The organism is Paenibacillus sp. YN15 (assembly GCF_003285005.1).
In the GTDB taxonomy this organism is placed as follows: Bacteria; Bacillota; Bacilli; order Paenibacillales; family NBRC-103111; genus Paenibacillus_AR.
This window is the reverse complement of the sequence record NZ_QMFA01000007.1, coordinates 110,964-133,418: the sequence shown is the minus strand read 5'-3', so window position 1 is coordinate 133,418 and position 22,455 is coordinate 110,964. Positions and strand designations below refer to the sequence as shown.

The following is a 22,455-nucleotide window of genomic DNA, read 5'->3' as shown; positions in this document are numbered from 1 at the left end:
GAACAGATGCCAAACCGTGTGACGCAAGGCATGATGAATACGCAGCTGCTGCGTAATCTGAGCAATAACGTAAAGAAAAACTCCTATCTACAGAATCAGCTGGCTACAGGCAGAACGATTAACAAGCCGTCGGATGATCCTGTTGGAATCAGCTATTCCATGCGGTACCGGAGTGAGCTGTCTTCTAACGATCAGTACCAGAAAAATGTGGACAATGCCCTCTCCTGGCTGGAATATACGGATACCACTCTTGATCAGGCCAATTCGGTGCTTCAACGGGTGAGGGAATTGGCAGTGAGCGGAGCTAACGGAACTAATCCAGAAACGGCTCTTGATGCTATAAAAAGTGAGGTTGACCAGCTTCGGGAGCAATTGCTGACGATTGGTAACAGCCAGTTTAATGGTAAGTATGTGTTTAACGGACAGAAGACGGATACCAAGCCTTATGATCTGGCAACAGCTGCTACTGATCCCGTTGACACCGGCAGCATCCAGTTTGAAATCGGTGTCGGCGTGACGCTTCCTGTAAACATTAACGGGGCTGCCGTTTTTGGAAGCCCTGGCGCTGCGGACAACGCCTTCAAGGTGCTGGACGATTTGTCCAATGCTCTTGGATCGGGGGACCAGACAACGGTTTCCAATCTGATCGGCACTCTGGATGACCGGATCAACTCGTTTTTGGCTTTGCGTTCGGAGATTGGCGCCAAAACCAACCGAATTGAGCTGGCCCAGGACCGGTTGGAGGATATTGGCGTGAATCTGCAAAGTCTCCAATCCAAAACAGAGGATGCGGATATTCCCACGGTTATTACTAACCTGAAGGCTGGCGAAAATGTGTATCAGGCATCCCTGGCTGTAGGGGCCAAACTGATCAGCTCCAGTTTAATAGATTTTCTGCGTTAATTGTATTGAGGGAGGGGGAAGAATATGCCGTCCATCCCTATGATCAGTATCCGGCAAGAGCCTGCCCTGCTGGGCATTGATGCTGACCTTGGCCGTTACGACATGAAGCAGCCCAGACCTACTTTGGAATTGAAGACTACCCGTCCGCAGATCTCCATCCATTCACCCAACGGCGAGCTTCAAATCGATCAGTCGGCAGCATGGGACGGACTGGCCATTGGCGGACACCTGCAGACCATGAACCGGATTTATTCGGAAGCCGCCAATGTTGCGCTTCAAGGGGTAGCAAAGGCAGTAGAGCGGGGCAATCGGCTGGCCGCTATTCATACCAGGGCCAACGCCATTGCGGATATCGGGCAAGAAGAGGCCTACAAATTTCATGAATTTAATTACCCCGGCCCTGCTTCTTATGACAATGTGGAGCTTCAATATACAGCGCACAAGCCGGACATTCAAGTTCAGGAGGGACGGTTGGATGTGGAGGCCAGAGTAAACCGGCCCGAGGTCAGCTATATCCGGGGCAAGCTGGATATTTATATGCAGCAGTACGGCAAGGTGGAAATCATACCACCCCAAATTGATTTACAGATGTAGTTAGGTATAATCAGGCTATGGATGATGCTTCCGTAGCTTTTTTTGTTTGAATCATAAGAACAGGAGTGATTCTAAAGTGGCAATTGTTGAGACCATGGTCATGGGTACGGTGGAGTACGAAGATAAGGATATTATCCACTTTCGAAACGGGATACCTGGTTTTGAGGAGGTGCATCAGTACCTGTTGTTAATGCCTGACCCTGAGCTGCCCTTTTCCTTTCTGCAGGCGCTTGAGCCGGCGGAGCTGCATTTCCTTCTGGCAGATCCGTTTCACTTCTTCCCGGAGTACACGGTGGATATTCCCGATCAGGTGCAGAAGGAGCTGGGCCTGGAGACGGAAGAAGATGTGGCCCTCTATTGTGTGGTAACCGCAAGCGGCGAGTTTGAGAAGGCTACTGCCAATTTGCTTGCCCCTATCGTAATGAACAGACGTACCTTGAACGGCAAACAACTGGTGCTTCAGAATACGGGATATACCACTCGACACAGCCTCTTTCCAGCTGATCCGTCCGTGCAGTCTTTTGCAGAGGAGGGATAACGATGCTGGTACTTTCGCGCAAAAAAGGAGAAGCCATTATCATTGGTGACGGAATTGAGGTCACGGTCCTGGGAGTGGAAGGGGATGTGGTAAAGCTGGGCATTCAAGCCCCCAAGGAGGTGGATATTTACCGAAAGGAGATATACACCGGAATTCAAGAGGCCAATAAAGAAGCAGCCAAAATGACGATAGGGCTCGAGGGTTTGAAAAAACTCGAAAAACGGGGAAAAACATAAATTTTTTTGCAGAAGACTCTTCAAAAGCGGACAGGATTGTCCGATAATAGAAATAGCAGCTATTCGACAAGGGCGGCCGACCTTAGTCTGATAGTCCTAACATCCACAAGGACGTGGATGCTACATACCACTTCAGGGAGGAAGTAATATCATGAGAATTAATCACAACATTGCGGCTCTGAACACCAACCGCGCTTTGGCTTCCAACAACTCCGCATCTTCCAAGTCTTTGGAAAAGTTGTCTTCCGGTCTTCGCATAAACCGTGCTGGAGATGACGCTGCTGGTCTGGCCATCTCCGAAAAAATGCGCGGTCAAATCCGTGGTTTGGACATGGCGCAAAAGAACTCACAAGATGCCATCTCCTTGATTCAAACCGCTGAAGGTGCTTTGAATGAAACTCACAGCATTCTGCAGCGTATGCGTGAACTGGCAGTCCAAGCTACCAACGACACCAATACTGATACCGATCGTGGAGAGCTTCAAAAAGAAATTAGTCAATTGGTTGACGAGATTGATCGAATTGCAAACACAACTGAATTTAATACCAAGACCCTGATGAAAGGTGATTTTGGTACCAAAGCAGTGTCTAGTGATGTAAATGCAGCAAGTGTGAAGTCTGCATTGGCAGGTACGATTGTATCGGGTACCTACGCCGTTGAGGTTACAACTGCTGCAGCTAAAACAACAACTGTTGGTACTGCTGATCTTGCATCCGGAGTAACGATTACTGATAGTAATAACTCGCTTGTTCTTAATGGTACAACAATTACTTTTGAAAACGGAACATATACTGCTGACCAAATCGTTAACAAGATTAACGAGTACTCTTCTAAAACCGGTGTTGTTGCATCTATTGATGCAGACGATGCTTTGCAGTTGGATAGGACAGAATTTGGTAACAAGTCGATTACTCTTGCTGGTAATGCATTGGCAACTTTGTATACTGCCGCTGATGCTGGCAAAGCTGTGACGGGTGCCGATGCAGCGATTACTATTGATGGTGTAGCAGCTAATGTAACGGCTGATAGCAAAGATGGCCGCGTATTAACTGTTAACAGCGGAGCATTAAAAGGTCTTGTTCTGAATGTTGGTGGAGCTGCTACCGATACAGCAACTTTGACAGTTAATAAAGATGAACTGACCATGCAAATTGGTGCCAATGAAGGTCAAACCTTCAAGATGACAATTGGTGATATGGGAGCCAAGTCTCTTGGCGTAGACAGCATTGATGTTTCCACTGCTGAAAATGCATCCAGTGCAATTGCTATAATCGACAAAGCTTTGACTTCTGTCTCCGGTGAACGTGCTAAGCTTGGTGCTTACCAAAATCGCCTTGAACACACCATCAACAATCTCGGTACTTCCTCCGAAAACCTGACTGCTGCTGAATCCCGTATTCGCGATGTAGACATGGCTAAGGAAATGACCGAGTTCACCAAGAACAACATCCTGACTCAAGCTGCCCAAGCCATGCTGGCTCAAGCCAACCAACAACCGCAAGGCGTACTGCAATTGCTGCGTTAATTTTAGATTCATCAACAAGGGAGACTCTACGGGGTCTCTCTTTTTATATTTCCCAAAGGAATGAGGTCGTATATGCTTTCCTATTCGACTTTGCATAATTTGTACTCCTGTTGTGGTTATATCATGAATAGTGAACCTTTTTTGCGATACCAAAAATACTTTGCCCAAAGACTTGCTGGCGCTTTGGTATCAGGATATTTAGGGAAAGGCAGCACAGAGCCGAAACTGGTAAAAATAATTGAGCATATTGTTCAGAATTTAGATGGGTTCCACACAAAAGGTACGATTGATCCATATTCATTTGAAATTTCTACAAACGCTCTTTTCATCCATGGAAATAAATCACAAGTTACGTTTGATTGTTATGGGCGGCAGGTTCAACGTGAACTGGGAGATCTTATTTTTATTGTATCCTTGGTTTTTCAGAACGCGAAATATGTGGAGAAAGTGACCATTAATCAGTTTAAAAAGGCTAAGGAGCAAACACGAATTCGTTCATGGGATATCCGCAATAAAGAACAATTATATCTTTTGTCTAAATTTCCCGAATTTCAGGGCGTCCAAGGATCATATTTTTCTGGCCCAACCTACCTTCTTCCAAACATATCAGGATGTTTAGGCTCGTATGGTTTACTTCATGCTCCAGGAGATTTTGTTTTTATAGGTGCGGAATTGCTTGATTCTTTTATAAATCCGCGAAAAAGCGCCATCCTTCAAGAAACGCATTTATCCAGTCTCCAGCCTTCAAGCGTTTCCTACCTGGCCCCTTGTCTGGACGTCCAGAGCCGAAATGTACTGATGAATTATGTCTTTGAGACTCCGGAGCTACTGAGCCTTGAGATGTTCTATAGTCATCGCTTTGCATATGATTTGTTTGACTTTTCTAAGAAGTATCTGGCATTGGGGATTGGAGAACCTGTTCATATGATAGCCAATTTTGGCAATCAGCTTGTCAAGACGTTCCTGGGGGACTTGCTAGGGCAGTTATATAGCTCTTGCATATTTGAAGAAGACAAACCGGTACGCAATTTTATAGAGAATTTCTACACCCATCCATACTCTGGTGATGAAAGGAAGTATTTAAACACAGATTCTTATTGTGTTGGCGGTCTTGGAAGTGTCGGTATCATTCACACCGAGATTAATATCCAATAGTCCTATAATAATTCCTCTCTCCTTCTCCGATATATATCATATAATTGATGAGCGTGGGAGGAAACATTATGGGAGCAAATGATATTTCATTCGGCCAGTCCGGTTATCCGGCTTCTGTACCGGAGCTGCCGGTTCGCGTGAAGGAAATTGCGAGAGACATGACAAAAGATGTTGTAACGGTTCAAACCAGCAGAGACTTAAAACAAGCCGAGCTTCAAGGCGAAGCGGTCCCCATCAGCGAGGAGCAGTTGATCCGGGCCATTGAGCGTTCAGTGAAGGCGCTGCAAGGAACTCAGACTTCCCTGAAGTTTTCTGTTCATGAGAAGACTAACCAAATTATGGTCAAGGTTGTAAACAGCGATTCCGGTGAAGTGATTCGGGAGATACCGCCGGAGAAGACCATGGATTTTGTAGCGCGGCTATGGGAGATGGCTGGCATTCTCGTTGATGAACGCAGATAGGAGGGGATCATTATGAGTACGCGCATTAGCGGGTTGGCTTCCGGTATGGATATTGATACGCTGGTTGCCAATCTTATGAAAACAGAAAGAATACCTTTTGATAAAAAAAAGCAACAGAAGCAAATACTTCAGTGGCAGCGGGATACATATAAAGAATTGAACTCGAAGCTGCTGGACTTCCGTAATAACAAGCTTTCTGCGTTTAAAATGGAAAAGACGTTGGCTGCGAAAAAAGCCACTGTTAGTGGGGATACAACTGCTGTTACAGCGACTGCAACAGGCGGTGCTGCTAACGGCAGCTATACGATCAAAGTAGACACGTTGGCTGTTGCCGCATCAAAGTTCAGTGGCGATATCCGGGATACTGCCAATGGCTCCTCTTTCGATCCCTCCAAAACATTATCTTCACAGAATGAAAACTTGTCTGGCGATGTAGGCTCTTCCTCCGTGGCAATCAAAATTAATGGCACATCGGTAACTATTGATCCAACAACTGATTCTCTGAATGATGTCATTAGCCGGATTAACAAAACAACTAATGTAATTGCATTTTATGATTCTGCCCAGGGGAAGATCAGCTTCACTGCCAAGAATACAGGTGCAACTAACGGAACGGAAAAAAATGAGGAGTATATTACGTTTGAAGGCAGCTTCCTGACGGATGTTCTTCAGGTATCAGCTACAAATTCTACCTCTGATTCAGTGAAAGGCTCCGCTGCTGAGCTACAGATTAATGGTATGTCCACAACCCGCGACAGCAATACCTTTACGATAAATGGCACTACTATTACGTTGAATGGGAAAAACACAGCCGCTTCTACTGTAACAGTAGGTACGGATGCAGATGCTATTGTAGAATCTGTGAAATCATTCATAAGTAGTTATAATGAGTTGCTTAGCACGCTAACCTCGAAGATTACAGAGAAACGTTACCGGGATTATACCCCTCTGACTGACGAGCAGAAGAAGGAAATGGAAGAGGACGATATCAAGCTTTGGGAAGAAAAAGCCAAAAGCGGCTTAATGAAGAATGATACCATCCTTAGCGAACTGGTCAGCAATATGCGAATGACCATTTCCAGTTTTGTGGAGACTGGCAGCAGCAAATACAAGACGCTTAGCTCTATTGGCATTACGACGGGAACCTATTCGGAGAACGGCAAGCTGTATCTGGATGAGACCAAGCTTAAGGAAGCTATTGAGGCCGACCCTGAGGCTGTTGCCGCCATGTTCAATTCCAAGGGGGATGCATCCGGGAATAACGCCGGAATTGCTGAACGGCTTTACGCTCAAACCTTCAAAGCCATGGGCAGCATCTCTGAAAAAGCGGGAACTTCTAAGTACGGAGATATTTCATCTTTGAATGAAGACAGCCTGATGGGTAAGCAGCTCACCCAAATGGATAAAGAAATCGACCGATGGACTGACCGGCTGACAGATCGGGAGACTATGTATTATACTAAGTTTACGGCTATGGAAACCGCAATTAATAATTACAATTCGCAATCGGCCTATTTAACCAACGCTTTTAGCAGTTGACGGAAGAAAACAGGGGGAATTCCGCATGAACGTGCAGCAGCAGGCGCAACGCAATAAGTATCTGGAGACATCTGTGCAGACGGCTACGCCGGCGCAATTGCTGATTATGCTCTGTGATGGCGCGGTTCGCTTCTGCAGGGCGGGCATCGAAGGCATTCGCAATCAGGATTATGAGGAAGCCAACAAAAATCTGGTGAAGGTGCAGAACATTATCAGCGAGTTCGCTATTACCCTGGACCGCAGTTCGCCCATTGCCGAGAATCTCCTCCGGCTTTACGAGTATTACAACTACAGGCTGATTGAAGCCAATACGAAGAAGTCGACCGAGCCTGCCGAGGAAATTCTGGGGTATCTCCTGGAACTGAAGGAAACCTGGATGCAGGCGGCGAAGCTGGCCGCGGCTGCTCCTGCCGGATCTGTGCATCATGGATGAGCTTATTTTGTCTATGCATCGGATGACGCGGGATATGGTCAACAGGTTTGAACAAGCCACAGAGGATGATTTGACCGCTTATGTGGAAGAGCGCGGCGCCCTGTTTGAGCAGCTCGAAGACCTGACGCCCACCCCGGTTGAAAAGGCCCGGCATGCTGCAGCCGTCCAGGAGATTCTGGCTTGGGACCGGCTAATTGTGAATCGGATGGAACAATTGAAGCAGCATGCATCTCTCCAGCTTAATCGCGCAAACGCCAGCAGAGTGCAGAAGGCTGCTTATGATGCGGGCTATACGCCGGATAGCTTGTTTTTTGATCGGCGGAAGTGATCACCCAACCATTAGGTCCTATGGCCTGGTGGTTTTTTGTTGAACTGGCTATCCATGATTAAGGATTTGTGCAGTACCGCGATCACGGCTTGCTGCTTCTCCTCCTTTACGGCCTTCAGCCACAGCAAGGCCCATTCCTGCTAAGACCGGAATGGGCCTTTTTGCATGGGTTTGTACGGCAATCAGGCCTACACCTTTTGCTCCCATATGAGATTAATATATTGAAATATGCTCTTATATAGGTTTATAATAGAAAAAAGCGAAGCTTTTTAATCTCATTTAGGAGTGGCTGCACAAAATAGGGCTGCAGAAGGGGTGGGGGAGACGATGGGTGTATACATCCGGCTGGAGATTTTGCCTAATGAGATGGACCCGCAGGAGTGGGAGCGGGTATATGAGGAGTCGCTGTTGCTGTTGGAGGCATATCCGTTTTTGGATCTTTTGCTCGATGAGGAGACGTACAGGGTGATTTGGGCCTATGTGGACCGGGCCAGGGAAAGGCCGCTTCCGCAGGTGGGCGGCAAAAGGGGCTGGCATGTGTTCGGGGATGAGATTTCTCTGCAGACGGCGGAGTCCTTTGAGCTTGTCCGGCATCTGGATGTTTATCGAAGCCGGGTGGCGAGGGCGGGGGATACGTACGGCAAAGACATCTTGGCCACGATGCTGCCGGAGGAATGGCTGAAGCTCCCGGGTGTTCCGACGGGTGGAGTGATGGTGTTTGATGCCAAAACCCAAGGGTATCCTTATCATTTGTACGTGCTTGCCGTGGCTTGTCTGATTGAAAGCCGGTTTCCCGGCAAGGCGGTTGTGAGCGGCGATTCGACCCGGCAGCAGATGGAGCTGGCAGTCGGATGGGCAAACTCCCTTCTCCCCCGTCCCATCCAGCTTTCCGAGCGAACGGAAGGCAGGCGGCTATTGGATAGAATTCGTCCTCTGGTGCGGGATGAAATAAGTGCATTAAAGGCTTGGATAAGGCTATCGCTTCTGGAGGGAGAGGAGGAGCGGGGCGCATTCATTAGACAGGAGTTTTCCTCTTCTGTGATTGAACGCTATTATCTTGCCCGGTTTCAGAGCCATCAGCTGGGAACCTTGGGTTTCCGTTCTGTGCTCCGGGAGTTTCTGCTGCAAGGGTTTTCGCTGGCGGATGCTTGTCGAATCTGTGTGCTGGACCCGGCAGGCTGCCGGTATGATGCTGCCGTATTTGCGGAATCTGTGCTTCAGTTGGGCTGGCCCGATGCCCCGGAGCAGGAAGGGTACGAACGGTTGTCTGCACTGCTGGAGCCGCGGGGGGAAACGCCGGAAACGGTGTATTCTATGCTGGGGAAGGTGATTCTGAATGTGGCCGGGGTCCGGGAGCCCATGCGTACCGGTTTTTCCTATTCGGATGCAGTGGAGGCTCTGGAGAAGGAGCTGGGGGAGCTATGTGATGTGAAGGCGCTGGCGGGGCAACGGACAGAACCGGAGAAGCCTGGGAAAAGGAACGCTTTTCTTGAGCAGGTGGGATCGATCATGGATGAATTGAGCCAGAATGCGGTTCCGGGTTATGACATTGACAGCGTGGAGGATCTTATTGGATGGACGTGGGAGGATCGCATCCGTCCCAGTATTCTGGAGAAGCTGAACCAGGTCAGCGCTTATGTCACCGGGGTTGGCCGGGAGGAATACCGGGAAGAGCTGGAGCGCTTCCATGCCGGTGACCAACGGAAGAGAGAACGGATGCTGATTTCCAGATGCAGATATTATTATATTCACAAGCATGCCTGGAACTACATATTGAATCTGAAGGACCGGCCGGATCAGCTGGAGCGTGTGTACCTGCTGCTGTCGGTCAAAGCGGAAGAGTACAGTCTTTATCATATTTGCAAAGCTCTTGCCAATAACACCAGGCTGCTCAGAAGCTTTATTTTGAAGGAGGAGCTACTTCACTGATGATCTTGCCTATGACAAGGGCATCCTTCAGACCAGTGAAGGCTTCTACGGCAAAACCGTCTGTTGTCCGAACTGCCACCAAATCCCCGGGCTCATAGCTTTCCCGCGGTTGGACGATGGCATAACGGGGATGGGTGTCCGCGTTTGGCAGCTCCCCGTGTTTTCCGGGAGAAACAGGAATGGCGAAGCAATGCTGCAGGGGTTCCGCCACATGGAGATAGCCGTGAATATGATTGACCCAATCTGCTGCTATGCTGGCCGCCTCCGGTCCCAGCAAAGGGATGATTCTCCCTACATCAAGAGTATAATCCGATGCATCTTCCCGGACAGCCTGCAGCTTCTTCAATGAAAGCGGTCTTGTGCGGCGCAGAAGCTTGCTTAAGGATTTTCTTGATGGGATGGAAATCTCCTTATCCAGAAGAGCCAATTGAATATACCGCCTGACAAAGGCTTGATCCTGATCGGGCAATTCACGAAACAGGCGAATCAGCTCCATCTGTTCCTCGGGAATATCGTTTCCTTTCAGAATCCAGTCGGCGGATACCTGAAAGTACAGGGATAAGGCAATTAATCCGGGGGCGGAGGGGTTTTTGTAGCCGTTTTCCCAATCGCTGATTTGTCCGGAGGAAATGGTGACGCCTGTCTGCTCCGTGATCTTCGCCGCCAGCGCTTTCATGGAAAGGCCTGTTCCCAGGCGAAGTGATCTGATCCGGGTTCCAATTGACTTCAAGTCCATGCTTGTCTGTCTCCTGTCTTCATTATTATGATCTCTATCATAGCATATTCAAGTAGGGGAACGTGATAGATTTCAAGGAAAACAGGTATATGGCCGTTCGTTATCTTCAGGTGGAGATTGTGGTGCGCAGGTGTTCAAATTGGATAAGGGGTGTCGGACAGGAGTGGGAATGTGCCAGGAGTTGGTTGGGCAAGGACGGAGATGCGTCAGGAATTGGCTGCGGTGAGAATGAGGGGATGTGTCAGGAGCTGGCTGAGGCAAAGAAGGGCAGGAGGCGGTGATCAGGCAGCAATCCAAGCAGAGGGTGCAACAATAATCCCCACAACCTGTGCACAACTTCATCCCCAGCCTGTGGATAATGTGAATAACTTTGTGGATAGTCAATGAAAACAAGGTTTCATCATGTGCGTAGATTGTGTTTATTGTGTGCATACCGGAATTTTTAGAAAATTGAGGAGAATAATATCTACTTTTGTCGAATGGCTTCCGCGGCCGCTCATTTCAATTGACATCGGTTACATCCGGTGATATAGTCAGGATGTGAGCGTGACTCACAGCTACTTGAACACGAAGGGAATGTTCTGCATGCAAGGTAAAGTGAAATGGTTTAACGCAGAAAAGGGTTATGGCTTCATCGAGCGCGAAGATGGCGGCGACGTATTCGTACACTTCTCCGCAATCCAATCCGAAGGTTTCAAGACCCTCGAAGAAGGACAAGAAGTGGAATTCGATATCGTTGAAGGCGCACGCGGTCCGCAAGCAGCTAATGTGGTAAAACTGTAATCAACCGGTCTTGGCGACCGCTTGAATAAATGGTACCATAAGCAGAGAGGCACCCCGATTCGTTCGGGGTGTTTTTCTGTTTGTCTGGATACTTTCAGGTATGCCCATTTCCCGGAGGCCTTAACCCTGGGAATAAAAATTATTTGGCCAATGTAAAGGGTTTTTGAAGGTGGGTGGCGAATAGGATATACTAGAGAGAGAAAGGAGGAGTTTATCCATGAAATTCAGCATCAGAGGCGAACGCATTGAGGTTACGGAAGCGTTGCGTGACTACGTGGAGAAAAAGCTCGGCCGGCTCGAAAGGTATTTCGAAGCTCCCCCTACATCTGAAGTGAATGTAACATTGAACGTTATCCGGGAGAAGCAGAGTGTTGAGGTAACCATTCCCTTAACCGGCGTTCTGCTCCGGGCGGAGGAAAAAAGCGACGATATGTATGCCTCCATTGATCTGGTGGTAGACAAGCTGGAGCGCCAAATCCGCAAGCATAAGACCAAGGTGAACCGCAAGGTGCGCCAGGAGGCAGGCTACAAGAACCTGTTTAAGGATGACGTGGTAACCCCGGTCCATCTTTTGGAAGAGGAAGACGAGTATGAGGTCGTACGTACGAAGCGGTTTACCCTGAAGCCCATGGATGTGGAGGAAGCCATCCTCCAGATGAACATGGTTGGGCATAACTTCTTTGTTTTCGCCAATTCGGAATCCTCCCAGGTGAATGTAGTGTATAAGCGCGCCGATGGCAAGTACGGCTTGATTGAGCCGGCTTTGTAATTATTAACAAAACCAGCAGGCTTCGGGGGATTCCCTGAAGTCTGTTTTTATGTATACTGGAAGTATGCCACTGGAGCGGGAGCGGCCGGAAGCGGCGGCGCAGAAGTTGAAACCTGCAGGGTGTTTTCAACGTATAGATTCTAATGGCCGCAACGCTTTTGGCTCATGTGTTGTGCATTCTTGCTACCGGGGAACGAAACTGTTACAATTTCTGTATGTGTGTCCATCGATAATGGATGTTGAAAGGGGTACGCCCATGTTGGGACTCGTGAAGAAGATTTTTGGCGACGCCAATGAGAGAGAAATCAAGCGGATGATGAGGAATGTGGAAATCATCAATTCCCTTGAACCGAAATATCAGGCCATGTCCGATGAGGAGCTGCGTGCCCAGACCGAAGTGCTGAAGGAGCGGGTGGCTAAAGGGGAGGAGCTGGACGATATCCTCAATGACGCCTTTGCTGTTGTCCGGGAAGCCTCCGTACGGGTATTGGGCATGCGGCATTTTGATGTTCAGCTCATCGGCGGTATGGTGCTGCACAGTGGCAGGATTGCCGAGATGAAAACCGGCGAAGGCAAAACCCTGGTAGGGACGCTGCCGGTTTACCTGAATGCGCTGACCGGCAAGGGCGTTCATCTGGTTACCGTCAATGATTATTTGGCCACGGTAGGCCATGACCTGATGGGCAAAATTTATAATTTTCTCGGCATGACCGTGGGTCTGAACCTGGCGCAGATGAGCCATGAGGACAAGCAAGCGGCATATGCCTGCGATATTACGTACGGTACCAACAATGAGTTTGGCTTCGACTACCTGCGGGACAACATGGTCCTGTATAAAGAGCAGATGGTGCAGCGCCCCCTTTATTATGCCATTGTGGACGAAGTGGACTCCATTCTGGTGGATGAAGCGCGGACGCCTCTTATTATTTCCGGACAAGCCTCCAAGTCCACGGACTTGTATGTGACGGCTAACCGTTTCGTCATGACCCTGCGGGAAGAGCAGGATTATAACGTGGATGTCAAACTGAAATCCGTGACGCTGACGGAGGCGGGCGTAGCCAAGGCCGAGAGCTATTTCAACATCGAGAATCTCTTCGACCACGCCAATGTAACCATCAACCACCATGTCACCCAGGCCCTGAAGGCGCACGCCATTATGAAGCGCGACGTGGACTATGTGGTGCAGGAGAATGAAGACGGATCGCAAGAGGTTGTGATCGTCGACGAATTCACCGGACGCCTCATGGTGGGCCGCCGGTACAGCGACGGCTTGCATCAGGCCATTGAAGCCAAGGAAGGCATCAAGATTCAGAACGAAAGCATGACTCTGGCCACCATCACCTTCCAGAACTACTTCCGGATGTACCGCAAGCTGGCCGGTATGACCGGTACGGCGAAGACGGAGGAAGAAGAGTTCAAGAAGATTTATGGCCTGGAGGTTGTAGTGGTGCCCACCAACCGGCCGATGATCCGCAAGGATTTGCCAGACGTGGTGTACAAGTCCGAGGCCAGCAAGTTCCGTGCGGTAGTGGAGGAAATCGTCAAACGCCATCAGAACAAACAGCCGGTGCTGGTTGGTACCGTCTCCATTGAGAACTCTGAGAAGCTGTCCGCCATGCTGAAGAAGAAGGGCGTTCCCCATCAGGTGCTGAACGCCAAGTACCATAAGGAAGAGGCGGAAATTGTAGCGAAGGCCGGTCAGCCCGGAGCCGTTACCATCTCCACCAACATGGCCGGCCGCGGTACCGACATTTTGCTCGGACCGGGAGTACCGGAGCTGGGTGGTCTGCATATTATAGGTACGGAGCGCCACGAGAGCCGCCGGATCGACAACCAGCTGCGGGGCCGGGCAGGCCGCCAGGGCGACCCGGGTTCGTCGCAATTTTACCTGTCCATGGAGGATGAGCTCATGCGCCGGTTTGGCGCGGAGAATATCATGGGCATGATGGACCGGCTTGGCTTCGAGGAAGATATGCCCATCGAGAGCAAGATGATTACCCGTGCTGTGGAATCCGCCCAGAAGCGGGTGGAAGGCAATAACTTCGACGCGCGGCGGAACGTCCTCCAATATGACGATGTGATGAACCAGCAGCGGAACATCATCTATAAGCAGCGGAAGGAAATTCTCGAATCCGAGAACCTCCGTGGTGTAGTAATCGGCATGATTAACGAAACCATTGATCGCATCGTCAACGCCCACTGCGGTGATGATGTCATCCCGGAAGAATGGGATCTGGAGGCAGTGGTGGAATACTGCAACCGCACCTTCCTTCACGAAGGAATGCTGTCCCGCGACGATATTTGGGGCAAGGAAAAGGAAGAGATTGTGGAGCAGCTGAAGGGTATGGTGGATTCCCTCTATAATGCCCGCGAGGAGCAGTTGGGCGAGCTGATGCGGGAATTCGAGAAGGTTGTTGTGCTTCGTGCGGTAGACTCCAAGTGGATGGACCATATCGACGCCATGGATCAGCTACGTCAAGGCATCCATCTGCGGGCATACGGCGGCACCGATCCGCTGCGGGAATACCAGTTCGAGGGTTTTGAAATGTTCCAGGAAATGATCAGCGCCATCCAGGAGGAAGTCTCCACATATATTATGAAGGCCCATGTGGAGGCCAATATTGAGCGTCAGGCTGTCGCCGAAGGCCAGGTTGCCGGAGATAAGGGCCCTGTGCGGCGCGAAGAGAAAATTGGACGCAATGAGCTGTGTCCCTGCGGCAGCGGCAAGAAGTATAAAAACTGCCACGGCGCAGGCTGAGTAAAGAATAACGAACGAGGTGCATACAGCATGCTGGAACCGGAAATAAAGCAAGACCTCCGCGAAATTGCGGAGCGACTCACAAACCTTAGGGGGTCTCTTTGACTTAGATCTGAAGCAAGAGCAAATTTCGGATTTTGAGGAAAAGATGACGGCTCCCGATTTCTGGGACGACAATGAGCGGGCGCAGAAAATCATCGGCGAGCTGAACGCCATCAAAACAGTGGCAGAGGAATTCAGCGAGCTGAACAGCCAATACGAGGATCTGGAGCTGACCCGGGAGCTGGCGGAAGAGGAGCAGGACGACAGCCTGGCCGCCGAACTGGGAACCGGCGTCGCTGCTCTGATGAAGAAGCTGGATGAATATGAGCTGCAGCTGCTTTTGAACCAGCCCTACGATAAGCTCAATGCCTACCTGGAGCTTCACCCTGGGGCAGGGGGCACCGAGTCCCAGGACTGGGCGGATATGCTTCTGCGCATGTACCGCCGCTGGGGTGAGAAGCGGGGCTTCAAGGTGGAAGTGGTGGACTATCTTCCCGGAGATGAAGCGGGTGTCAAGAGTGTCACTCTCCTCTTCAAGGGCTTCAACGCTTACGGCTATCTGAAGGCGGAGAAGGGGGTCCACCGGCTGGTGCGGATTTCGCCCTTCGATGCTTCGGGTCGCCGCCACACCTCCTTTGTCTCCTGCGATGTGATGCCGGAGATTGACGATTCCATCGAGATTGAGATCCGTCCCGAGGACCTCCATGTGGATACCTACCGGTCCAGCGGCGCGGGCGGACAGCATATCAACAAGACGGAGTCCGCCGTGCGGATTACCCACATGCCTACGGGCATTGTGGTATCCTGCCAGACGGAGCGCTCGCAGATTCAGAACCGGGAGCGCTGTATGACCATGCTCCGCTCCAAGCTCTACGAGAAGAAGATTGAGGAGCAGCAGCAGGAGCTGGCCAAGATCCGCGGCGAGCAAATGGACATTGCCTGGGGCAGCCAAATCCGCTCCTATGTGTTCCACCCCTACAGCATGGTCAAGGATCACCGGACCGGCGCCGAGTCAGGCAATATCGGATCGGTGATGGACGGGGAAATTGATTTCCTGATCGACGCCTATCTGCGGGGCCAAATCAACACCAAAAACGACAGCGATAATATCTAAGGAAAGAAATCCTACATCAAGTCCGAACCCGAACCGGCAGGGGGTGGCGGGACGGTGTAGGATTTTTTTGCGAAGCCGTATGCGTACAGGAGGCAGGGGAAGGCATGTCCACAAGAGAACATACGAAGAATCCGCGGGAGGGGCATGAACGGGGAAAGCCGGAAAAATTGCGCAGGCTCCCGTCCAGAAGGAAGCACTACATCCCCCGCAAGGGAACGGCTGTACACCATATGCTGGAGTACGGCCTGCTGCTGCTGGGCTCCCTGCTGATCGCCCTCAGCTTCAACTATTGTCTGAAGCCCAATCAGGTGGCCTCCGGAGGGGTTACAGGCATCTCCGTGATTACGCTGGAGCTATTCGGCTTCCAGCCGGCGCTGGTCCAGTGGGCGCTGAATATTCCGTTGTTTTTGCTGGGGGCCTTTGTGCTGGGCAAGCAGTTCGGATTGAAAACGGCAGTGGGTTCCTTCGTGCTCCCGCTGTTTGTGCTGTTGACCCAGAAGGTTGAGCCGCTGACGGATAATCTGCTTTTGGCTACTATATACGGAGGCATCGGGATCGGCGTGGGACTCGGCATTGTGTTTCGGGGACGGGGCTCCACCGGCGGCCTGGACCTGGCGGCGCAGCTGATCCACCGGTTTACAGGCGTCAGCCTGGGCATTGCCGTCGCAATGCTGGACGGGCTGGTGATTTTGACGGCGGGGTTGGTATTCGATGCGGAAAAAGCATTGTTCGCCCTGATCGGTCTGTATGTTACCAGCAAAACCATCGACGTGGTGCAGTTGGGCTTCAATTACGCCAAAGTGGCGTATATCATCTCCGAGGAAACGGAGGCCATTGCCGAAGCGGTGCTCCATGATCTGGACCGTGGGTTGACCAAGCTCAACGGCGCCGGGGGATACACCGGTGCGGAGCGGACGGTGCTGATGGTGGTTGTCAGCCAGAATGAGGTCTCCCGGCTGAAGGAGCTGGTCAGGGATGTGGACCCTGCAGCCTTCATCATTATCAGTGAAACCCGGGAGGTGCTGGGCGAGGGCTTCAGGCTGGAGACCTGACAGGCCGCCCAAGCAGCGTCACGAAAAATGCATTGAATTTTTATACCATGAAACGTATAATAATACATATCTTTTTGGACGGCGGGAAAGGAAGGGATTCATATGACAGAGCCCAAATGCAGAGTGGCCATTGTTGGTTCCACAGGATACGGTGGGGTGGAGCTGATCCGGTTGTTGCTGCAGCATCCCCACGTGGAGATTACTTCGGTGATTTCCTCATCCAGCTCCGGTGTGCCCATTGCCGACGGTTATCCCCATCTGAATCAGATTATGGTGGAGGATCTGGACGGTGTGGATGTGGCAGCTATGAAGGAGAAGGCAGATGTGGTCTTTACCGCCACTCCCTCCGGCGTCAGCGCCAAGCTTGCGCCCCAGCTGTTGGAGGCGGGCCTTGCGGTTATCGACCTGTCAGGCGATTTCCGCCTGAAGAGCCCTGATGTATACAGCAAATGGTACAAGAAGGAACCGGCGGCACAGGCGTATTTGGATGAAGCGGTGTATGGCTTGGCGGAGATTTTTGGCGCGGATGTTCCGGGCAAAACCTTCATCTCCAACCCGGGCTGCTACCCCACTGCCACTTTGTTGGGCCTGATCCCGGCAGTACAGGCGGGCTGGATCGATCCGGCCACCATCATTATTGACGCCAAGTCCGGCGTGTCGGGAGCGGGACGGGGGTTGGGCTTATCGGTGCATTATTCGGAGATCAACGAAAATCTGGCGCCGTACAAGCTGAACAAGCATCAGCATATTCCCGAGATTGAGCAGGTTTTGGGCCGGATTGCCGGGCGGGAGGTAACCGTTACCTTCTCCACCCATCTGACGCCGATGACCCGGGGGATTCTGAGCACGATGTATGCCACCATTCAGGGCGGGTATAAGGAAGAGGATTTTATCGGGCTGTACCGGGAGTATTACGAGGGAAGGCCGTTTGTGCGCATCCGCGAAAAGGGCAGGTGGCCGGCTACCAAGGAGGTCTGGGGCTCCAACTACTGCGACATCGGCTTTGCCGTGGATGAGCGGACAGGCCGCGTCACCATCCTGTCGGTGATCGATAACCTGGTGAAGGGCGCAGCGGGCCAAGCGGTGCAAAACCTGAATTTGATGATGAACTGGGACGAAGGCGCAGGGCTGGCGTTTACGCCGGTGTATCCGTAAGGACCGGGAGTTTACAGGAGAGGATGAACAAGATGACGAAGCGGTTCGCCGTAGTGGAAGGCGGGGGCATTACCACGCCCCTGGGATTTAAGGCAGCCGGGCTGCATTGCGGCCTGAAGAAGACGGAGCGCTACGATCTGGGCGTTATCGTTTGCCAGGTGCCTGCAGCGGCGGCTGGTGTGTATACCACCAACCAGTTTCAGGCGGCGCCCTTGAAGGTGACCCGGGAGAGCATTGGCCATGGCGGCAAGCTCCAGGTGATGCTGGTGAACAGCGGCAACGCCAATGCCTGCACCGGCGTACAAGGGGAAGCGGACGCCTACGAAATGCGGGCGCTGGCGGCCAAGGCCTTCGGGGTGGCAGAGGAGCTGGCGGGCGTGACCTCCACCGGCGTGATCGGCGAACCGCTGCCTATGGAGAAGGTGCGCAAAGGGATTGCCGGTCTTCCGGAGGCGCTCAAGGCGGACGGCAGCGAGGACTTCTGCCAGGCGATTATGACCACGGACCTGGCGCAGAAGCTGGTTTGCGTAGCCGTAACCGTCGGCGGAGAGACGGTGCATATTGCCGGGGCGGCCAAAGGCTCCGGGATGATTCACCCCAATATGGCCACCATGCTGGGCTTTATTACTACCGATGCCAAGATCAGCCCCGAGGGGCTGCAAAAGCTGCTGGGCGGCGTAACGGATACCACCTTCAATATGATTACGGTGGACGGGGATACCAGCACCAATGATATGGTGGTGGCCATGGCCAGCGGGCTGGCCGGCAGCGGTGAGCTGACGGAGGCGCATCCGGATTATGAGGCTTTTGCCGAAGGCTTCCGCTATGTGGGCGAATATTTGGCCAAGGCCATCGCCCGGGACGGGGAAGGGGCCACCAAGCTGATTGAGGTGAACGTGGCGGGTGCGGAATCCCAGGAAGCGGCGCGGGCCATTGCCAAAACCGTCATCGGCTCCTCCCTGGTGAAGTCCGCCTGCTTCGGCGCGGATGCCAACTGGGGCCGGATTATTGCCGCTGTAGGAAGAGCCGGCTATCCGGTGAATACGGAAACTGTGGATATCCGCATCGGCGATCTGGTGACGCTGGAGCAATCCCGGCCGGTGAAATTTGATGAAGAGAAGGCGCTGGTTTATCTGCGGGGGGATTTGGTCCAGATTTTTGTGAACCTGCATATGGGCCGTGAAACCGCCACAGCCTGGGGCTGTGACCTGAGCTATGAATATGTGCGGATCAATGCCGCATACCGGACCTAATCCGTTCATCCGTTACAAGCCCGAACCGGACAGGAGGCATAACATACGTGGCGCAAGTGAATAATCAGCAGCAAGGCAAGGCTTCGGCCTATGTGATCAAATGCGGAGGCAGCACCCTGGCGGCTCTGCCGGAGGATTTTTTCCGGGAGATGAAGGAGCTGGCGGAGGAGGGCTTCGTGCCGGTGATCGTACACGGCGGCGGCCCGGCCATATCGGAAACTCTGAACCGGCTGGGGATAGAGTCGGAGTTTGTCGGCGGCCTGCGCAAAACCAGCGAAGCGGTGCTGGATGTAGTGGAAATGGTGCTGGCCGGGAAAATCAACAAGGAGATTGTCCGGCGGATTCAATTATCCGGCGCCCGGGCCGTGGGTTTGTCCGGAGCGGACGGGCGGCTCATTGAGGCGGAGCCTGTACCCAACGCCCATGAGGTGGGGTTGGTTGGCAACGTCACCCGGGTGAATGGGGAGCTGATCCGGAGCCTGGCGGACCTGGGATATATCCCGGTGATTGCCCCCGTTGGCCTTGGAAAAGACGGGGCCCAGCGGTACAACATTAACGCGGATACGGCAGCCGGTGCGGTAGCCTCGCAGCTGGGGGTTTCCCGGCTGGTGGTGGTGACGGATGTGCCCGGCATTCTGCGGACGGACGGCGAAGGCGTCAAGAAGGTGCTTCCCGTGGTAACGGTAGCGGAGATTGAAGCGATGATTGCCTCCGGGGAAATCTACGGCGGCATGATCCCCAAGGTGCGGGCCGCTATGGAGTGCATCCAGGGCGAGGTGCAGGAGGTCCTGATCGTCAACGGCGCGGAGCCGGGGATTCTCCGGCAAGCGGTGGCGGAAGGTTCGGCAGGCACGCGAATCGTGCGTTAGGCAGTTCATAAAATACCCATTCCGTTTTCAGGTGAAAGGAGAGTGAGTGACGTGAGCAATCAGGAAAGTGCCATTTTTCCATCGTATGCCCGTTATCCCATTACTATGGTCAAGGGGGAGGGCAGCCGGCTGTGGGATTCGGAGGGCAAGGAATATCTGGATCTGATGAGCGGGCTGGCCGTAACCAGTCTGGGCCATGCCCCCAAGCAGGTGGCGGAGCAGATCGCCGCCCAGTTGAACCAGCTGTGGCATGTGAGCAACCTGTTTTATTCGGAGAATCAGGAGAAGCTGGCCCGGATGCTGACGGAGAACAGCTGCGCCGACTATGTCTTCTTCTGCAACAGCGGAGCAGAGGCCAATGAAGCGGCCATCAAGCTGGCCCGTCGTTACAACAGCAAGATTTTGGGCAAAAACCGCTACGAAATCATTACCTTCCATCAGTCCTTCCACGGGCGTACCCTGGCGACTCTGACGGCTACCGGGCAGGATAAGGTTAAGGACGGCTTCCATCCTTTGCCTGAGGGCTTCGTCTATGCCCCGTTTAATGATGCGGCGGTCCTCTCCTCTTACATTACGGACAACACCTGTGCGATCATGCTGGAAATGGTGCAGGCCGAAGGCGGCGTCATTACGGCGGAGCAGAGCTTTATTGATGAGATTGTGCGGCTCTGCAAGGAGCATGACCTGCTCTTGATCGTCGATGAGGTGCAGACAGGCATGGGCCGCACCGGCAAGCTGTTTGCGTATGAGCATTACGGCATCGAGCCGGACATCTTCACCCTGGCCAAGGGAATTGCCGCAGGGCTGCCCATGGGCGCCATGCTGGGCAAGGCCAAGCTGCGGGACGCCTTCACGGCGGGGGCCCACGCCTCCACCTTCGGCGGAACGCCGCTGGTTTCCGCAGCAGCCATCGCTACGCTGGAGATTATCCTGGGGGAAAAGCTGCCGGAACGCGCCGCGGGGCTGGGCGATTATACCATTGCCAAGCTGAAGGAAGGCACAGCGGGCAATCCGCTGGTGAAGGAGGTCCGCGGTCTGGGGCTCTTGATCGGCGTGATTTGTACGGAGCCCATGGCCGAGGCGATTGCGGACATTCATAAGGCCGGAGTACTGGTAGTGCCGGCGGGACCCAATGTGGTGCGTCTTCTGCCCAATCTGCTGGTGACCAAGGAAGAGCTGGATCAGGGCATCGCCGTGATCTGCCGGGTGCTGGCCCAGTACGGGGCGAAGAAAGCGGCGGCTGTAGCGGAATAATTCGGTATTTATTTTAAGCGGGAGAGGGGCACAATCCATTCATGACGCAGTTTGTGGAGCAAAACGACAAGTTTCAGCTGAAGGGCAGGGATTTCCTGGACCTGGAGGACTTCACCAGCGAGGAATTGCAGTACCTGCTGGACTATGCCATCGAGCTGAAGCGCAAGCAGAAGGCAGGCGAGGTTTATCAGCCCCTGAAGGGCAAAACGCTGGGCATGATTTTTGAAAAATCCTCCACCCGCACCCGGGTATCCTTCGAGGTGGGCATGTACCAGTTGGGCGGGCATCCGCTGTTCTTAAGCCGTAACGATCTGCAGATTGGCCGGGGCGAGCCTATTTCCGATACCGCCCAGGTTCTGTCCCGCTATGTGGACGGCATCATGATCCGGACCTTCGCCCACACTACCCTGACGGATCTGGCCAAATATGCCTCCGTTCCCGTCATCAACGCCCTTACCGACTGGTCCCATCCCTGCCAAGCCATGGCCGATTACCAGACGGTGCTGGAGCACAAGGGCAAGCTGGCCGGGCTCAAAACCGCCTTTATCGGGGACGGCAATAACATGGCCCATTCCCTGATGATGGGCGCTGCCAAGTTCGGAATGCACTTTGCCATTGCCGCACCGGAGGGATATCTGCCGGATGCGGAGATGACGGCCCGCTCCATGACGGTAGCGGCGGCTACCGGCGGCAGCGTGCTGGTTACCGGGGATATCCGGGAGGCCATTGCCGATGCGGATATTGTTTATACCGATGTGTGGGCCAGCATGGGCTTTGAAGAGGAGCAGAAAATCCGGGAGAAGGCCTTTGCGGAATACCAGGTCAACGAGGAGCTGGTAAAGTACGCCAAGCCCGATTACATGTTCCTGCACTGCCTGCCCGCTCACCGGGGGGAAGAAGTCAGTGCGGGAGTTATTGACGGCCCCAATTCCCTGATCTTCGACGAAGCGGAAAACCGCCTCCACGCCCAAAAAGCGATTATGGCAGCCATCATGTAATGTTGTAGAATATAGGTTGAATGTGAAATGA

22 protein-coding genes are annotated in these 22,455 nt (G+C 52.6%); 21 read left to right on the top strand and 1 reads right to left on the bottom strand.

The genetic code is table 11. From position 1 onward, the window contains the following. The first annotated feature begins 6 nt into the window (after positions 1–6). The 11 genes from flgL (at position 7) to DQG13_RS08595 (ending at position 9,641) form a co-directional block, all read left to right on the top strand. Positions 7–903, top strand: coding sequence for a flagellar hook-associated protein FlgL (gene flgL / locus DQG13_RS08645; protein WP_113019344.1), 897 nt, complete (start codon positions 7–9; stop codon positions 901–903). 24 nt (positions 904–927) lie between these two features. Beyond that, the gene (locus tag DQG13_RS08640) at positions 928–1,497 is read left to right on the top strand and encodes a DUF6470 family protein (RefSeq protein ID WP_220094341.1); all 570 of its coding nucleotides are present in this window, start codon (positions 928–930) and stop codon (positions 1,495–1,497) included. Between the two features lie 76 nt (positions 1,498–1,573). Then, positions 1,574–2,035 carry a flagellar assembly protein FliW gene (fliW, locus tag DQG13_RS08635; RefSeq protein WP_113019343.1) on the top strand — a complete coding sequence of 154 codons (462 nt, stop codon included), beginning with the start codon at positions 1,574–1,576 and terminating at the stop codon, positions 2,033–2,035. A 2-nt stretch (positions 2,036–2,037) separates the two neighbouring features. After that, the gene (csrA, locus tag DQG13_RS08630) at positions 2,038–2,271 is read left to right on the top strand and encodes a carbon storage regulator CsrA (protein WP_113019342.1); all 234 of its coding nucleotides are present in this window, start codon (positions 2,038–2,040) and stop codon (positions 2,269–2,271) included. Positions 2,272–2,422: 151 nt separating this feature from the next. Beyond that, entirely contained in the window at positions 2,423–3,796 is a 1,374-nt protein-coding gene (locus DQG13_RS08625; RefSeq protein ID WP_113019341.1) for a flagellin N-terminal helical domain-containing protein, read from the top strand. A gap of 123 nt (positions 3,797–3,919) precedes the next feature. Then, positions 3,920–4,951: a hypothetical protein gene (locus tag DQG13_RS08620; RefSeq protein ID WP_146767120.1), complete on the top strand. Its 1,032-nt coding sequence runs from the start codon at positions 3,920–3,922 to the stop codon at positions 4,949–4,951. Positions 4,952–5,019: 68 nt separating this feature from the next. Beyond that, the gene (locus tag DQG13_RS08615; RefSeq protein ID WP_258525549.1) at positions 5,020–5,412 is read left to right on the top strand and encodes a flagellar protein FlaG; all 393 of its coding nucleotides are present in this window, start codon (positions 5,020–5,022) and stop codon (positions 5,410–5,412) included. A 12-nt stretch (positions 5,413–5,424) separates the two neighbouring features. Next, positions 5,425–6,951: a flagellar filament capping protein FliD gene (fliD, locus tag DQG13_RS08610; RefSeq protein ID WP_113019338.1), complete on the top strand. Its 1,527-nt coding sequence runs from the start codon at positions 5,425–5,427 to the stop codon at positions 6,949–6,951. A gap of 25 nt (positions 6,952–6,976) precedes the next feature. Continuing rightward, on the top strand, positions 6,977–7,384 hold the full coding sequence (fliS, locus tag DQG13_RS08605; protein WP_113019337.1) for a flagellar export chaperone FliS: 408 nt from the start codon (positions 6,977–6,979) through the stop codon (positions 7,382–7,384). Positions 7,385–7,397: 13 nt separating this feature from the next. Next, positions 7,398–7,712, top strand: coding sequence for a flagellar protein FliT (gene fliT, locus DQG13_RS08600; protein WP_397333951.1), 315 nt, complete (start codon positions 7,398–7,400; stop codon positions 7,710–7,712). 327 nt (positions 7,713–8,039) lie between these two features. Continuing rightward, entirely contained in the window at positions 8,040–9,641 is a 1,602-nt protein-coding gene (locus DQG13_RS08595) for a hypothetical protein (RefSeq protein ID WP_113019335.1), read from the top strand. Here the strand turns inward: DQG13_RS08595 and DQG13_RS08590 are convergent. Next, entirely contained in the window at positions 9,613–10,377 is a 765-nt protein-coding gene (locus tag DQG13_RS08590; RefSeq protein ID WP_113019334.1) for a helix-turn-helix domain-containing protein, read from the bottom strand. The two genes, DQG13_RS08595 and DQG13_RS08590, sit on opposite strands and share 29 nt — an antisense overlap. A gap of 585 nt (positions 10,378–10,962) precedes the next feature. On the opposite strand from DQG13_RS08590, the gene DQG13_RS08580 reads away from it, so the two are divergent. The 10 genes from DQG13_RS08580 (at position 10,963) to argF (ending at position 22,424) form a co-directional block, all read left to right on the top strand. Further along, positions 10,963–11,160: a cold shock domain-containing protein gene (locus DQG13_RS08580; protein WP_113019406.1), complete on the top strand. Its 198-nt coding sequence runs from the start codon at positions 10,963–10,965 to the stop codon at positions 11,158–11,160. Positions 11,161–11,377: 217 nt separating this feature from the next. Further along, positions 11,378–11,929: a ribosome hibernation-promoting factor, HPF/YfiA family gene (gene hpf / locus DQG13_RS08575; protein ID WP_113019332.1), complete on the top strand. Its 552-nt coding sequence runs from the start codon at positions 11,378–11,380 to the stop codon at positions 11,927–11,929. 256 nt (positions 11,930–12,185) lie between these two features. Beyond that, a complete protein-coding gene (secA, locus tag DQG13_RS08570; protein ID WP_113019331.1) occupies positions 12,186–14,687 on the top strand; it encodes a preprotein translocase subunit SecA in 2,502 nt (833 codons plus the stop codon). 30 nt (positions 14,688–14,717) lie between these two features. Further along, a protein-coding gene (prfB, locus tag DQG13_RS08565) for a peptide chain release factor 2 (RefSeq protein ID WP_113019330.1) occupies positions 14,718–15,843 on the top strand; the annotation gives its coding sequence in 2 pieces (ribosomal slippage) (positions 14,718–14,789 and positions 14,791–15,843; 1,125 coding nt in all). Positions 15,844–16,073: 230 nt separating this feature from the next. Beyond that, complete coding sequence (locus DQG13_RS08560) at positions 16,074–16,895, top strand: YitT family protein (RefSeq protein ID WP_258525560.1); 822 nt, start codon at positions 16,074–16,076, stop codon at positions 16,893–16,895. A gap of 102 nt (positions 16,896–16,997) precedes the next feature. Beyond that, positions 16,998–18,050 carry an N-acetyl-gamma-glutamyl-phosphate reductase gene (gene argC / locus DQG13_RS08555; protein WP_113019328.1) on the top strand — a complete coding sequence of 351 codons (1,053 nt, stop codon included), beginning with the start codon at positions 16,998–17,000 and terminating at the stop codon, positions 18,048–18,050. 32 nt (positions 18,051–18,082) lie between these two features. Then, on the top strand, positions 18,083–19,303 hold the full coding sequence (gene argJ / locus DQG13_RS08550; RefSeq protein ID WP_113019327.1) for a bifunctional glutamate N-acetyltransferase/amino-acid acetyltransferase ArgJ: 1,221 nt from the start codon (positions 18,083–18,085) through the stop codon (positions 19,301–19,303). A gap of 47 nt (positions 19,304–19,350) precedes the next feature. Then, positions 19,351–20,172 carry an acetylglutamate kinase gene (gene argB / locus DQG13_RS08545; protein WP_258525548.1) on the top strand — a complete coding sequence of 274 codons (822 nt, stop codon included), beginning with the start codon at positions 19,351–19,353 and terminating at the stop codon, positions 20,170–20,172. 51 nt (positions 20,173–20,223) lie between these two features. Further along, complete coding sequence (locus DQG13_RS08540; protein ID WP_113019326.1) at positions 20,224–21,426, top strand: acetylornithine transaminase; 1,203 nt, start codon at positions 20,224–20,226, stop codon at positions 21,424–21,426. Between the two features lie 41 nt (positions 21,427–21,467). After that, the gene (gene argF / locus DQG13_RS08535) at positions 21,468–22,424 is read left to right on the top strand and encodes an ornithine carbamoyltransferase (RefSeq protein ID WP_113019325.1); all 957 of its coding nucleotides are present in this window, start codon (positions 21,468–21,470) and stop codon (positions 22,422–22,424) included. Positions 22,425–22,455 lie beyond the last annotated feature (31 nt).